This window comes from Coraliomargarita parva (genome assembly GCF_027257905.1).
GTDB lineage: Bacteria > Verrucomicrobiota > Verrucomicrobiia > Opitutales > Coraliomargaritaceae > Coraliomargarita_A > Coraliomargarita_A parva.
Genome location: NZ_JAPZEI010000003.1, coordinates 249413 through 263883 on the forward strand (window position 1 = coordinate 249413; position 14471 = coordinate 263883).

The following is a 14471-nucleotide window of genomic DNA, read 5'->3' on the forward strand; positions in this document are numbered from 1 at the left end:
TTATTCGGAATACGAAAATTTACTAGTCTAAATAAGGTTTGCCTTGTAAGGTGCGGCAGAAACTCACAAGACGCGATAATAACTTGTTGTGCAGAAAAATGAAGAACTTCATATTCGGATTTATCTCAGCGATAGCGGCATTGGCATGTGTCGCACTGGGCGCGTTGTTCATCTTTGGAGAAAAAGTTGAGGAAGCGCTTAACGGCCCTTGGCACGAAAAAGAGAAAACAGAACTCCAACTCACATTTTATCCCGCAGAAGATATTGATCTAAGAGTTGCACTTGGCATGGATGCGGTTGAGATCGCAGAATTTCTCAGCCAGGGAAACGAAGAGAAGAAAGAGAGTTATCTCAGTTTGTTCAGATCAGGTTTGAGCATTGAGATTGTTTCCGAGCGTGACAGCGATGGAATTGATCGAACTCAAAAGTTATACTTCGCGGATGGTGAAGTTGGAAATAATGTTTTCGAAATGGTCTCAAAAGTTGAATTGATTCGGTCCGAAATCACGGCCCCGAGAACGTGTGACCTCCAAGGAGTTAAAGAGATTTTGACTTCTCCAGGAGATGAAGAGTTAGAGTGGAACGCTGCACAGATAAGATTGAGCGTTGATGAACTTGAGCAACGCAAAGGAGACCGAACCAGTGAGTGAGTCTCGTCTTTGGTGCGCTTCTCACTTACGTCCAATAAAGTATATGAAAACCAAGCTTTTTGTCATCTCACTTCTGCTTTGCGCTTTGGGTCTCTTTGCCGGAGAGCAGGAGGACCGCTTCGAACGCGCATTCTTCCATGCGATATCGGAAGGCGATGAAGCGATGTATGCACTCGTTGAATTTTCCGAGGAAGCGCCGGGGCTTTTCAATGACATGCTGAAGGAAAGCCTGCGTGAAGATCGGGTAAAGGAGATCGAAGGCGTTGCGTTTCGGGAGCTTCCCAAGGATTCGAAGACAGGGTTCACTTATGAGGGAGTTGCCTACGTTCCGACCCTTCGCATTGAAAAGGAATTTGTTGTCAAATATAAGCCCACCAAGGACGACGCGAGGGTGACCGCTACCACTTACAGACTGGGGATCAAGGACGGGGCTTACAAAATTGTCGCCTCGAAGCCCGAGCACTAGGGGTGGATCTGCGGAACGGATGTTTTGGGGGAGGGGGCAGCTGTGGAATTGCCGCCTACGTAGTCGCACTGCTTTAGCCGTGCGACCGTCCGGGATGGACGAGACGCTTCTACCAAATTGCTCCAAAAAGTGGCGTTTCTGTCAGCCAGCTGACAGACGTCCGCGGCGCAAGCTGCTATGCTTCGGTACTGTAACCCAGAGAAACAGCATGAACCCGAATTTAGATTTAGCCGAACCGTCTGCCGTGAACCACGGGCAGGAAAGTATGAACGCGACTGTCGAAGGCGACCGTAAGCCTTGGCGTCCGAGCACGGAGTTTTCCGATGTCTTTTACAAGTCCCTCCAATTCGGACGGGTACGGGGCGTGGTGACCCTGTTCAGTGGCAATCACGACAGTTCGGAGGCTCCGTTCCTCGCCTTGACGCAGGAGCTGATCCAGCGGGACATTCTGGTCGCGGTGACTGGGCGTCTTGCGGAGGACTTTGAAGCTGCCGGCTTGCTGGGCGAGGACGCCTTCGATTATGCGGGGGAAGGTCTGGCCGAGATTTGCGACTATATTGAGATCATGCCTGTGATCGCGCTCGAAGGGACAGAGCATGACGCGGATTCGGCCGAATTGTTCACGCTGCTTTCGGGACAGTCTTCGAAGGAGTTGAAGGGGCTGCCGTTCGTGGGGATGGCCACTGCTATTGACGGTGTTCTGCCGGGGGCTTATGATCGCGTGTTTACGATGGCCAGTGACGTGCAGCAGACCACCGACAGCCTGGACGACTACATCCACGAGAAACGTTTGGCGCTGGGTTGGTCGGACCGCTACCACTGCAGCATGGAGACGTATTCCTGAGCGGGGCTGGCCCGATGTAATTCTCCTCCATGGCAGGAGGAGTCCCGACGTTAGGAGGGGAGGTGGTTAGTCCGCACTGATCTAGCTTCAGACGAACCCTTCCGAGCTCGCTTCTGCGAGCCCACCTTCCCTTAACCAAGGGAAGGAACTTCGTCTTTCGTTGCCATTTTAGCTCAATTTAATGCTTTAACCCTTTTAAAGTTCCCCGCCTTTTCCAGGAGGGGTGGATCCCGCAACGCGGGAGACGGGGTGGTTTGTCATGCCTAGTGATTCAAAACCCCTGCGGATTGGCCAGGCATTCGAGTGCGGCCGGATCGGGGATGAGAAACTTGCCGCGCTCCAGTTTCTGGATCAGGCCCTTGCGCGAGAGCTCATTGAGCAGAGTAGAGACGGTCTGTCGGGTGGAGCCGAGCAGGTTGGCGATCTGTTCGATCGAGAGATCGATTTGCACCACGATGCCATCGGGACCGGTGACACCGTGTCGCGTAGCTTCCGAACTGAGCAGGGTGGCTAGGCGACTGTTCACGTCCTTGAAGACCAAGCCCTCAATGATCTGGAAGGAAGTGGAGAGCATGCCGCCCAGGACCCCGACCATGGATTTGGCGACTTCCGGGTCATCCAGCATCTTTTGCCGGAAGGTCATCGCGTCCGTGGTGAGGATCTCGACCTTTTCCAGAGACTGTACGAAGGCGGGCGTATGGGTCGAGTAGATGTCGCCTTTACTGAGGATGCCGAGGTTGAATTCCTTGTCCTCGTAGCCGAGGTAGACCCGTGCACGCCCTTTCGCGATGAGGAACACCCGGTTGTCGCCCATGCCCGGCTGACATAGGAACGCACCTTTGGGATAGCTTCGCTTCGTCAGGGAAGCATAGAGCTCCGCAAACTCAGGCCGCTGAAGGTGCTCCAACAGGTTCTCATCCAAAAATCTCATCGCTTCGTGTGCTGCTGCCCAACATAGGTGGCAAGTGATTCGGATGCGCTTTAGCAGGACCTATTCCCCTTGGCATTCGAACTTGTTTCCGAAGCAACTTTCCAGTCAGTCTTCTCCGTATAAGTAGAGGAGCTGCTTGTCCTCTACAGTATGACGGCCGGCTCAAGCCGACAGTCAGGGCAGGTTTCATATCGGGGTGATACACTTGTATACAGTTAGAGTCAGCACCGCTGATTGTATCTTCGATCAGATGGATCTAGGCGTGGGCAGCTAGGAAACAGTAAACATACAGCATGCTTACTAGAGCCTTGAATCTTGCTTTTTCCGCGTATTTGAAAATTTGTAAGTTGCTGTCAGGCAAATGGAAGTATGTTCTTTGTTTCGGGTTTTAATGCTGGGTTCGTGCCCGCCCAGGCTAGCTTTTCAGGTGCCGGTTTTCCATTGATTTTAGAATACCTGAAAACAAGCATAGCGGATGGTTTGAGCGAGCGCTATCACCGTACGTTCCTATCCCCGTTTCATTACTTTCCCCTTAGATTCATTTGCATTCCCACGACCATGACTGCTCGCCTTTAAGAGGAGCAGTGAAGAGACCTGTCCACCTGTTGACCTCCACGTCCCCTAACATGATGTATAACGCTTCACCTCTCGAATATCATGAGCAGGATGCACCCGCTCGTCGTCGGGAGGGATTCGCACTCATCGTGGCCATCATGCTCATGTCGTTCATGGTCCTGTTGCTAGTCACGATTGCATCAATGGTTAAAGTCGAAAGTACTGTTTCCCAGTCGGCTTCGTATCATGCATCTGCGCAAAATAATGCCTTACTCGCAATGCAGATTGCGATCGGTGAGCTTCAGAAATATGCGGGGCCGGACCAGCGGGTGTCGACTACCGCGGATTTGTTGGCCGAGACGGACATCAATGGCAATGCGACACCGGCTCCGCTCTATACAGCAACGACACCTCGCATGACGGTTACACCGGGGACTCGTTATTGGACCGGAATCTGGGGGAATGAACAGCCGAAGATTGGTTACGAAATCTCACCGGATGACATGCCGACGGCGAATGGCAATGTCCGGGGGATCACACCGGCTCTAATGACTTGGCTGATTAGTGGTAATGAAGGCGCTGCTTATTCTTTGAGTGGAAATAATGGGGGAGTGACAGTTGGCGACGATGGTGCCGGGAATCCGCAGGTCAATTACAGTCCGGCCGCGGCAGTCAATTTAAGCGACCCGTCGAATCCGACAGTGGCTGGTCAACCCGCTGTGATGCTGGTCGGCGGGGGGAGCGCGCTTGATACGAATCGTGATAATCAGGAATACGTAGTGGCCCCGCTGGTCGATATTGACGGAACTGGGGGGAGTCCTTCCGGTCGTTATGCTTGGTGGGTTGGCGATGAAGGGGTGAAAGCACGTGTGGATCTTCAAAACGGTTACCTTAAGTCTGCCGACCCTGACGACGAGATTAAGAGTTTTATCATCTCGCAGCGCAGTGGTGTTGAGTTCCTCGAAGGAGTTTTGAACGGGACTTATATTGGTAGTGATTACGACCTTAATAGTGATACCATCAGCCGTATCACTTGGCTAGATGGGTTGCCGCTAACTTTGACGGATACGGCAGCCCAGGATCGACTGAAGACGATTGCTTCCAGACACTTTCATAACCTAACAGCAAATAGTTTTGGTGTGTTGGCCGATACTTATGCGGGAGGACTCAAAAAGGATCTGACTTCTGATATTGCTGATACGTCTCCTAATTTTAGCTATCGTCCGGACGATTCGGATCCGATTTTTACACCGATTTCTACAGGCGAGGAGCACTTGCCGACGTGGGGGCACTTGAGGACTTGGGCGCGCACACACCCGGATGCGGATGGAGCGATTACGCCTCAGGTCGCTTCGGATACAAATGCAGGGCTAGGACCGGTTTTGCTTTTGGCATCTATTGGCTTCGACATCCGAGTTGCGCCTTCAGGAGAATTGAATGTTTTATTGTTTCCGACTATGGCTCTGTGTAACCCTTATCCAGTGGCGATTAAAGCTGAGGATTACCAGCTTGGTTTCCGCTTTTCAGAAGGTGCTATTTTTGAGGTGGCTACGGCTAAAAAGGAAATCGATCCTGTGACCGGGGAACCCAAGGATTCCGAAGATGAATACATCGACCTGACAACAAAGTGTTACATCAACTGGGCGAAGAACCGGATTGAAACGACAGCAGATGTTACCAGTGACGGTGACATTATATATTTCAATATTGAAGGTTTGGAAATTCCCCCAGGTGAGACGCATGTTTATGAGCTAAGCACGACTGGCGCTGAATACAGCAATGGATTGACAATGGTCCGTGGTAAAGATGATGAGGAGGTCACAGCTCTAAATTTCTGTAAGATGCCCGGCAGTGTCATTTTAGATCCTGATAATGTTGACTATTATATGTATGTGAATGGGCGCACTAAAATTAATGAAGTTAATTATGTGTGGGATTTCTCATATTCTAGAGGGAGCCCTAAAGCTGATGTCATTTTAGCCTTGGATCAGGGTAGTGGGATTCTCGATGAAGAGAATTATATTAGTTACACAAAAGATATTTACTGCGCTACGTACGGGCCAGGTAATTGGAGGCAGATTATTAATGTTTTAGGTCAGACGGATGAGGTTGTTGATCCGGTAACGGGAGATGTTATTGATCCGGCCACGGATATCGGGCCGTATACGATGCCATTTAAATATGCAAATTTAAGACTCAAGACTACGGATGAAGATATCTGGTGGGATGTAACGACAGGGCCTCGGATGGCTTTACGCTATGGTAATGCCGGGGAAGGCCGCGGCGGCACTTATTCGGATCCGAATTTAATCGGCTTGCCTTACCATGCTAGAGCCTGGCTTCGGCATGGGAACTTCCGCGCTCCTTTTGGAACCTCGACAATGTCCGAGCTTGGAGAAAGTCATTATAATAACACTGCCTGTCGTGGAAATGGCATTTACGGATTTGTATTGGCAAGTGAATGGGCGCTGAAGTATGGCGATGTTAATATATACCCTTCTGTAAATGAATATGCTTTGAGCATGACGTCGTCTCCTAGTGCTACGTCTCCTGCTTTGCTTGGTGTCTATTTCGATGTGTTAAAAGATTCCGAGCGCTTGCTCTCGATCGGGCAATTTCAACATGTTCCTTTCGCTCGTTATACACACAATACGACCTATCCCTTTGCGAACTCGTATGGAGAATACCGACTGGATCGTAGAACCTCGTATCGTGCAAATAACGTTCCTCGGTTCGATGATGGTGGTGATGATACGCTCTATGATTTGTCTTATCATCTCAATCGTTCGATGTGGGATAAGTATTTTCTTTCCACAGTTCCGATGGATTACTCGCAATCCGATTTGGATTCCGGTAAGGCAATGCATAATTCAAGGTTAGTACCGTTTGCAGATTCACCTGCTGGCAGCCTTCAATTAGATGATATCAAATACATATCGGGGGGGAACGCCGCATATGACAAAGCTGCCGCGAATTTGCTGAATGCGGGCGCATTTAATGTAAATTCGACCTCGGAGGAAGCATGGAGAGCCGTCTTAGCGGGAACATATGATATTCCCAGCAATGAGGACTTTGCTGTGGCTGGTGATGAAGTCGGAGAGATTATTCCTTTCTCACGCTTTTCATCGTCACTGGTTGATACGAGTCATTCGGGTGGGCCTTATCTGGATTACACGGTTACTATGACACTCGATACCGGGGGAAGTCGTGGGTTTGATGAACAATATTACTACGGAAACCGTGGACTTTATCTGAACAATCCAGATGACACGACTCAGAATGACAATGTGAATAGCTTGGTTAATGAGCTGGCGCGGACGATGGTCGAGCAAGTTCGTCTTCGTGGGCCTTTTTTGTCACTCTCTGATTTTGTGAATCGCTCTCTCACAGATAACGATTCCGACCCGGAAGGAATTAAAGGTGCGTTGCAATCTGCGATTGATCGTATGAAAAGCTCCAGTGCGAATCCTCATGAGCTATGGACTTCCATCAAGGGGGGGAATATGAAAATGCCGCCGCTTAAGTATAACGGGAAAACAAAGTGGTTCGATGATTACGATGAAGAAATGTTTATCGGTGGCAGCGCGGAAGACATCACCAGCATACCTGAAAGTGCTTCATATACAGCACTCTATGCGAATGGCCCAAAGTATTTGACGCAAGCGGACGTGCTTTCAACGATAGGCCCGGCACTTTCGCCGCGGTCCGATAGCTTCAAAATTAGAGCTTACGGGGAGACGGTTGATCCGGTTTCGCAATCGGTGATTGCCCATGTGTGGTGTGAGGCGATTGTTCAGAGGATTCCGGAGTTTGTGGATGATCAGAATTCGCCTGAAACTGCGTTGAATGATCCGAATATTTCCGGAACAAATCTTAAATTTGGACGTAAGTTTAAAATCGTGAAGTTTCGCTGGTTGGATGATTCTGAAATTTAATGAAACCTTACCATCTCATCTTCTTTCTTTGCACCATCTTTGCATGTCTTCTCTGCAATGTGACGGCTCAGGAGCAACCACGTGTTTTTCGTGTTTTCACACCTGTTGGGTCTATTTCAAATTTGCGATATGACACGAAAGATGAAAGTCATGCCTTGCGAATCGGATCGAAGTTGTCCGAGCCGATAGAATTGCCCGATGGGCCGTTGGAACTGTATCGCCTGGTCCCGCCTCCTCCTGATAGTCCGACTGATGCAAAGCCGGTAAAAGTCGTTGTAGCCCGTGTCGATTTACCCATTGATGTCCAGCGGTTTATTCTGGTGGTGTTGGCCGGTGAGGGTTTTTCATACCAAGTCTTTCCAGTTAAGGATGATTATGGCTCGCATGGTGCCGGCCAACTTAGGTTGATTAACTTCTCTAAAATGGATGCAGCGCTGGCGGTGAATAAAGAGATGTATCAAATCAAGAGTGGTGCGTCTTTGACTGTTCCCTACGGAGATGGTGCTACGACTTTGAAAGTTGCTGCGAACAAAGGAGGTGGCTGGAATATGACCTTCCGCAAAAACAGAATCGCCTATGCTAATCGGCGTGCGTATCTATTAGTCTTTGATTATATGGTGGATCCCCTCATGCCTCCAAATTCAGTGCCTACACCTGCGACGGTCAGCTTTTTGGGCGAGTCGGTGCCGAATCTTTTGAATTAACCGTTTCGAGCATTCCGAATACTGTTTTGGGGTAGGATCTTTCGTTTGTTTATCGAGGTGCGGATTCTGTTTACCGTTCCTGCGAAAACTTTCTTTGGATTTGTTTTTCTATGTCAATGAACACAACACAGTCTGAACTTAACGGTCTTCAAATCGTTCGAATTCCAGTCGAAGAGGAAGGGCTCGAATTGCGCTTGAGCCCCCTCGATCAGCAGGGCCTCATGGTGCCTCGTCGCCCAGACCGAGGTGAAAACTATGCCGTTTCTGAAAAGCCGGATCGCATGGTTCAGGTCAAGCTGAGCTCGGATTCCATGAGTGGCATGTTTCTGCCTGGGATTACGATGCAGGACAGCATGACGACCCTCGGCTTGAAGTCCGTGGCGACGGAGCCATCGGATACCGAAGGACTTTCGGAGGAGGTGCTTACCACGAGTTTTATCACCGAGTCCGGCTTGCGGGTTTGTCAGCATTTGGCGCCCACTCCTGTCGAGGGCACTTTAATCTCATGGACTACGGTTGCCAATACATCCGATCAGCCCTTGTCGCTCGAGCTTCTGTCCAGTTTTGTCCTTTCGGGGATCACGCCGTATGCGGTGGATGATGCGCCCGGACGTTTAAAGCTGCACCGCTTTCGTTCCTGGTGGAGTAATGAGGGGCGCCATGAATGTGTACGTCTCGAGGACATCCACTTGATACGAAATTGGCACGGAAATAATCAAATCGTCGAGCGTTTCGGTCAGGTTGGCACCATGCCCGTGCGCAAGTTTTTCCCATTTGTGGCCATCGAAGATACGGAAGCCGGTGTGCTCTGGGGTGCGCAATTGGCTTGGGCCGGTTCCTGGCAAATTGAAGTGACTCGACGGGCTGACAGTGTCTCGATCAGTGGAGGTTTGGCCGATTTTGAATTCGGGCATTGGAAGAAAGCACTCCAACCGGGAGAACGTTTTAAAAGCCCCAAAGCACATATCGCTTGCGTGTCAGGTGGCTTGGCTGATTTGACGGGGCGATTGGTCCAACTGCAGGAAGCACTGCTGCCGGAGCCGCCGGAATGCGAAAAGAGTTTACCGGTGGTTTTTAACGAGTGGTGCACCAATTGGGGCTCGCCGAGTCATGACAAGACCCTCGCCCTGGCCAGGCGTTTACAAGGTTCCGGGGTCAAGTATATCGTGATCGATGATGGTTGGGCCAAGCGTCCGCCTGAGGCGAAAATGCAGTCGAATGGCGATTGGATTCTGGATACGGAGAAATTTCCCCATGGGATGCGGGCCACTTGCGATGCGATCCGTGAGATGGGCTTCATTCCCGGTGTATGGTTTGAATTCGAGGTCTGTAATCCAGCCTCGGAGGCATTCCGGCAAACTGCGCACCATTTGCAGCGGGATGGGGAGGCCTTGTCGGTTGGTTCGCGTCGATTCTGGGATTTGAATGACCCCTGGGTTGTAGACTATCTGGATGAAAAGCTGATCGGGTTTCTCAAGGAGAATGGATTCGGCTACCTGAAGGTTGACTATAACGATACCTTTGGAGTCGGCTGCGATCATGCCGACTCGCTGGGTGAGGGACTGCGTCACCACGTGGAGGGGATCCATCGTTATTTTAAGCGTATCAAGGACATCTTGGGTGAGTTTGTCATCGAGAACTGTTCCTCCGGCGGCCACCGTCTCGAGCCGTCTATGATGGCCTTGAGCTCGATGAGCTCGTTTTCGGACGCCCATGAGTCGATGAATATTCCGATTATCGCCCGGCAGTTGCATCACCTGATGCCGCCACGGCAATCGCAGATCTGGGCGGTGCTCTATACCTCTGACAGCCCGGAGCGATTCATGTATTCATTGACCGCAACATTCTACGGGCGCATGTGTCTCTCCGGTCCGGTGCACGATCTCTCGGATGCCCAGGTGGCAATCGTTCACCGCGCGGTGGCCTTTTATGAGTCGGTGGCAATGATCATCCGCGAGGGTGTCACGCATTACCTGGGTGACACGCCGCTGGATTGGATGGAACCCGATGGATGGTCGGGCATCTGTCGGTTGAGCCGGGACGGAAGGGCCGCTTTGGTGGTGATTCATGAGTACAAACAGCCCCATTCGATGCCCCGGGAGATTGCCTTGCCGCTTTCCGGGCAGTGGGCGCTGGTGGATGGCTTGTCGGACCAGACCACCGATGCCCCAACTTGGGACGAGGGGCGTTTACACTTGCCGCTAGGTGCCGAGTATCGAGGTTACGCTCTACATCTGGAACGCAGGTAGAAGGCACCCTATTCATAACTGTGTCATGCTGTATGTGAATTGTATGCTTTGTGTTGCCGCATTGTCTCGATGGATTGTGAACCTTAAATTATGATCTCTTTGAAGTCTGTTCCCCTCTGTCTCGCGGTAAGCACAATTCTAGTCTCTAATGCGGTATTTGCGGTCGATTTCGCCCAGGGCGAAATGCTGGCGGTGCCTGTTCCTGAGTCGGGTGCGCCGACAATTGATGCCGATTTGTCGGATTGGACCCTGACGGCTCAGGAGCCGCTGTACATCTCCGCCCAGACGGCGGAACTTATGAATGCCGAATGGGCGGTCATGTATGATGACGAAGCCCTTTATGTGTCCTGTGTGGCTGCGATGCCGAATCGCCCCTTCACCAATAACAATAACCCGCAGGATGCCTATTGGTCGCAGGATATCGCGCAAATACGCTTTAGCTCCGATGCCTCTTTGAAGTATCCGCTGGATTGGAATCGCGATGAGGAAAGCGACCGGATAGTGCACGCTAGTTTCTGGACCAATACGCAAACCGGGCAGCCGTTTATTGCGCTTCAGTTTGGAACGAAATTTAAACAGGGCAGTTCTATTAACCCGGAAGGCTCCGCCATCGCCATGGATGTGGCATCCTCGGATCATTATGTCTTGGAAGCGAAAATTCCCTGGTCGGCGGTGAATGTGCCGGAGGGGAAGAATCCATTTAAAGTTGGTGAGACGGGTGTTTTCACGGCGGAGTCTCTTTGGATCGGTGGAGATAAGTCACGTTCCTTAGTCAATTACAACAAGCATCCGGGCACCTTTGCATTCCGTAGTCCGAATACGTGGGGTAAACTCAAGTACGTTGCCAAAGCACCTGCTGAACGACTCAGTCCAAGCATGGAAACCATTATTGCCGATGCCAAGGCGGAGTTGCAAGTCGAGCCCGCAAAAGTCGGGGTGCCCTTTACGGTTGAAGTGCCGGGCGATGGCTTGAAAGTTTCCGTCAATATCGTGGATGAAAATGGCGCCGTGGTGCGCGAGGTGATTGCAGCAGAGTCACATCCGAAAGGCCCACTGACTGTCTACTGGGATGGTCGCGACGCTTTCATGAAGTCACTGCCTGTCGGTGAATACCGCTGGGCTGCTTATTTCCGCAAGCCGATCAAGGCGGTCTATCAGGGCGGCGTCGGTTCCTCGGGCATTCCTTTTTACAAGACTCTGGACAACAAAGGCGGATGGGGGGGCGACCACTCCGATCCGATCGATGTGACGACGGATGCGGATCATATCTATTTCCTCTGGTCTGTGGCGGAAGCGGGGCAGTCTCTCGTGAAAACGGATAAGGACGGCAAAGTCGTCTGGCGCAAGGATCCCTTTGTAGGTGGTGGTTTTGGCCCGTTCTATTCGATTGCCGAAAATGACAAGTATATCTTCCTTTCACGCTCCGACAGCGGAGTGTTGGCCGATGATGATAAAGTTTCGGTGCGTCTCGTGCGTTTGCTCAAAGACACGGGCGCGTTGACTGTCTGGGACCCCGCTACACGTAGCGACGAAATCGAGGTCGTCGTCGCGGACAATAAACTCCTTCCGAAGGAAACGATTGCTTCACCGATTCCGAAGCCCAGTGGCAAATACTCGCCACTTTACACGGATGGACTGGCGCGCCAACCAGATGGCGCTGGCATGGCGGCGGAGGATGAAAAGGTTTACGTAGGCAGCTACGGTGCCGGTAAGATTTTCGTGATGGATACTGAAAGTGGTGAGCAACTGGATGTGCTCGATTGCCCCGGTGTTCGAGGTGTATCACTGGCACCCAATGGTGACCTCTATGCGGTTTCCTTCCCGGAAGTCGGAAAGGGGGCAGTCGTGAAGTTTGCCCATGCAAAAGGAACGTCCACAACTGTCATCAATCAAAACTTGGAAGCCCCGTGGGATGTCTCAGTTCACAAAGACGGCAGCATCTATGTCAGTGATCTTGGAAAGTCACAACGCGTTAAAGTCTTTAATCACAAAGGACAAGCTGTCGACGCCATTGGCAACGAGGGTGGGCGTCTTTGGCAGGGCGCATATGATCCTGAAGCAATTTCTTTCCTGCGCCCAGCAGGTTTGGCGATCGATCGCGATGGCAGCCTTTTGGTGACTGAGTCTTCTCCGCCCAAAGTCTTCTCGAAGATTGACCTCGAAAACGGCAAACTTGAAAACCGCTGGTATGGACCCGGCGTCTACTGGAATGGCACATGGCCCATGCCGGACAACCCGCGCAACGTCTTTTATCAACTGGTGCATGCCATCGGTCGTGCCGATCTCGGCGGCGAAGGAAAAGTCGGCGTGCCGAACGCCTACTGGGACCTTGCCGAAGCGGGTTATGAACACGTGGGGAATATCGAAGGTGCCATTCCGCAGCCTGAGGTTCTTTATGCCGATAACGGAAAACTCTATTTTGTCAAAGACTCCAAGCAGCACATGATTGCGGTGTTTGAAGGAGACACTATGCGTCCGATCGCCTTGTGGGAGCCGCAAGATCGGGATGATAATGGCAGGCATTTACCCATGGATAAGCGCTGGGTTCGTGCTTGGATCGACGAAAATGCGGATGGCATGGAGCAAGACTCCGAAGTGCACGAGTGGCGCAAGCTGGCCGATGATGACATGATTGGTGGGATGACACATTCGACCGCGGGCCTGCATATGGAGCCGAATGGTGACCTTTACTTTACGACCCAGAGTAACCGGATTGTTCGCGTGCCGGCCACGGGTTTTGATGATAAGGGGCAGATCCAATGGGATCTCTCCAAAGCGCATAAGGCGGTTCCGGTCGTTTTTCCGGGACAAGATAAAGTTTTTACGACCTACCGCACCGGTCTGCTTGGCACACGCCTCGATTCCGAAGGCAATATTTACGTGGCCTTCAATCACAGTTTACCGGGTGAGGGCGGCAAATATGACTTCGCGGATGAAGCCACGGCCAAACGAATGAAGGAAGGCATGGGCCACACCTCGCGCTTTAACGTCGTTAAGTTTGCAAAATTCAATCCTGAGGGTGAACTCATCTGGATGGCGGGCCGTAAGGCGACTGCCGGTGCCAAGCCGGGGGAGATGTATCACCACTGGAATATGGCTGGCATCGTCGGTGATGAATATATCGCCTCCGGTAGCGAGTGGGGGCAGATTTACTTCTACACCAAGGACGGCTTCTTCGTCGACGCCCTGATGAACAACCCCGGCGATCCCTCCGGCCCTGGACCTTATACCTTCGGTGGCGAAACCAGCGGGGGCCGCGTGGCTTACTTTGAAGACAGCGGCGAAGTCTGGGCCTACTCTTCGGGCATGGCTTACAAGGTCGAAGGCTTCAAGGATGGTCGGGTCGAAAACGAGAGTCGCAGCTACGGCACCGTCGAGCTCGATAAAGTCTATGCGCTGGCTGGAGCGGATGCGGTGGCCGATCCGATTCAGATTGTTTCGCTCAATGGAGATCACGCTCTCGCCTCGGACGCGTGGAAGAATGTCCCGGTTTCCTCTCTGACCCGCAATGATGAAGACTTGGCTGAAGCACAATTTGTCTACAACGACGAGTTCCTCTTTGCACGCATCCAAGTGGTCGATGCGACGCCGCTTGAAAACGGTGCAATTGAAAACAAGCTCGCCTTCAAGGGCGGCGACAGTGTGGGCTTTGTGCTTGGGCCAAAGGGGGAGCGTAAGGATCCGGAACTCGGCGATGTGCGTATCATGGCGGCCTCCATTCAGGGCGAGCCACGGGTGATTGCCATGAAGGCGGTGTCCGAGCAGCACAAACAGCCTGATGTGTATGAAACACCGGCTGCAGGCCGTTGGGAGTTCGACTTCGTTGGCGAAGTTCCGGGAGCCAAGGTCGGCTTCGAAGAGGTCGATGGCGGCTATGTCGCCACCATTGCGGTGCCACGTGAATTCCTTGAATTCGACCTTGAGAGTGACGAACTGATCGGCGACGTCGAAGTTCGCCTTTCTGGTGCGGGCCAACGGGGATTGCAGGCAGTCAGCCGCAATTATCTTTTCACACCCTCCACTTCGTCGACGACAATGGTAGATGACGTGCCGACAGAAGCCCGCCTGTATCCTGAATACTGGGGGGAAGTGCAGGTGAAGTAATTGGCCTCCTCTTAGCCTGTTCATTCCTCGATT

The 14471-nt window shown here is 51.8% G+C and carries 8 protein-coding genes; 7 read left to right on the plus strand and 1 reads right to left on the minus strand.

The features are described from left to right. The first annotated feature begins 98 nt into the window (after window positions 1-98). From O2597_RS05540 to O2597_RS05550, 3 genes are all read left to right on the plus strand, one after another. A complete protein-coding gene (locus tag O2597_RS05540) occupies window positions 99-650 on the plus strand; it encodes a hypothetical protein (RefSeq protein WP_269523227.1) in 552 nt (183 codons plus the stop codon). Between the two features lie 43 nt (window positions 651-693). Beyond that, the gene (locus tag O2597_RS05545) at window positions 694-1116 is read left to right on the plus strand and encodes a hypothetical protein (protein WP_269523229.1); all 423 of its coding nucleotides are present in this window, start codon (window positions 694-696) and stop codon (window positions 1114-1116) included. 208 nt (window positions 1117-1324) lie between these two features. After that, window positions 1325-1960, plus strand: a complete 636-nt coding sequence (locus O2597_RS05550) for an anaerobic carbon-monoxide dehydrogenase catalytic subunit (protein WP_269523230.1) — start codon at window positions 1325-1327, stop codon at window positions 1958-1960. Between the two features lie 271 nt (window positions 1961-2231). Here the strand turns inward: O2597_RS05550 and O2597_RS05555 are convergent, their stop codons facing one another. Continuing rightward, entirely contained in the window at window positions 2232-2891 is a 660-nt protein-coding gene (locus O2597_RS05555; RefSeq protein WP_269523232.1) for a Crp/Fnr family transcriptional regulator, read from the minus strand. 626 nt (window positions 2892-3517) lie between these two features. On the opposite strand from O2597_RS05555, the gene O2597_RS05560 reads away from it, so the two are divergent. The 4 genes from O2597_RS05560 (at window position 3518) to O2597_RS05575 (ending at window position 14438) form a co-directional block, all read left to right on the plus strand. Next, window positions 3518-7381 (plus strand): hypothetical protein, encoded by a 3864-nt coding sequence (locus O2597_RS05560; RefSeq protein WP_269523234.1) that lies wholly within the window; start codon window positions 3518-3520, stop codon window positions 7379-7381. Next, the gene (locus O2597_RS05565; RefSeq protein ID WP_269523236.1) at window positions 7381-8085 is read left to right on the plus strand and encodes a hypothetical protein; all 705 of its coding nucleotides are present in this window, start codon (window positions 7381-7383) and stop codon (window positions 8083-8085) included. The genes O2597_RS05560 and O2597_RS05565 overlap by 1 nt, the downstream gene beginning before the upstream one ends. A gap of 116 nt (window positions 8086-8201) precedes the next feature. After that, on the plus strand, window positions 8202-10334 hold the full coding sequence (locus tag O2597_RS05570) for a glycoside hydrolase family 36 protein (RefSeq protein ID WP_269523238.1): 2133 nt from the start codon (window positions 8202-8204) through the stop codon (window positions 10332-10334). A 99-nt stretch (window positions 10335-10433) separates the two neighbouring features. Beyond that, window positions 10434-14438, plus strand: a complete 4005-nt coding sequence (locus O2597_RS05575; protein ID WP_269523240.1) for a FlgD immunoglobulin-like domain containing protein — start codon at window positions 10434-10436, stop codon at window positions 14436-14438. The last annotated feature ends 33 nt before the right edge of the window (window positions 14439-14471 follow it).

Bases quoted from the DNA above. Each gene is read 5' to 3' on its own strand.
- O2597_RS05570 (WP_269523238.1), top strand. From the start codon at position 8,202: ATGAACACAACACAGTCTGAACTTAACGGTCTTCAAATCGTTCGAATT.
- O2597_RS05565 (WP_269523236.1), top strand. From the start codon at position 7,381: ATGAAACCTTACCATCTCATCTTCTTTCTTTGCACCATCTTTGCATGT.
- O2597_RS05540 (WP_269523227.1), top strand. From the start codon at position 99: ATGAAGAACTTCATATTCGGATTTATCTCAGCGATAGCGGCATTGGCA.
- O2597_RS05555 (WP_269523232.1), bottom strand. From the start codon at position 2,891: ATGAGATTTTTGGATGAGAACCTGTTGGAGCACCTTCAGCGGCCTGAG.
- O2597_RS05545 (WP_269523229.1), top strand. From the start codon at position 694: ATGAAAACCAAGCTTTTTGTCATCTCACTTCTGCTTTGCGCTTTGGGT.
- O2597_RS05550 (WP_269523230.1), top strand. From the start codon at position 1,325: ATGAACCCGAATTTAGATTTAGCCGAACCGTCTGCCGTGAACCACGGG.
- O2597_RS05560 (WP_269523234.1), top strand. From the start codon at position 3,518: ATGATGTATAACGCTTCACCTCTCGAATATCATGAGCAGGATGCACCC.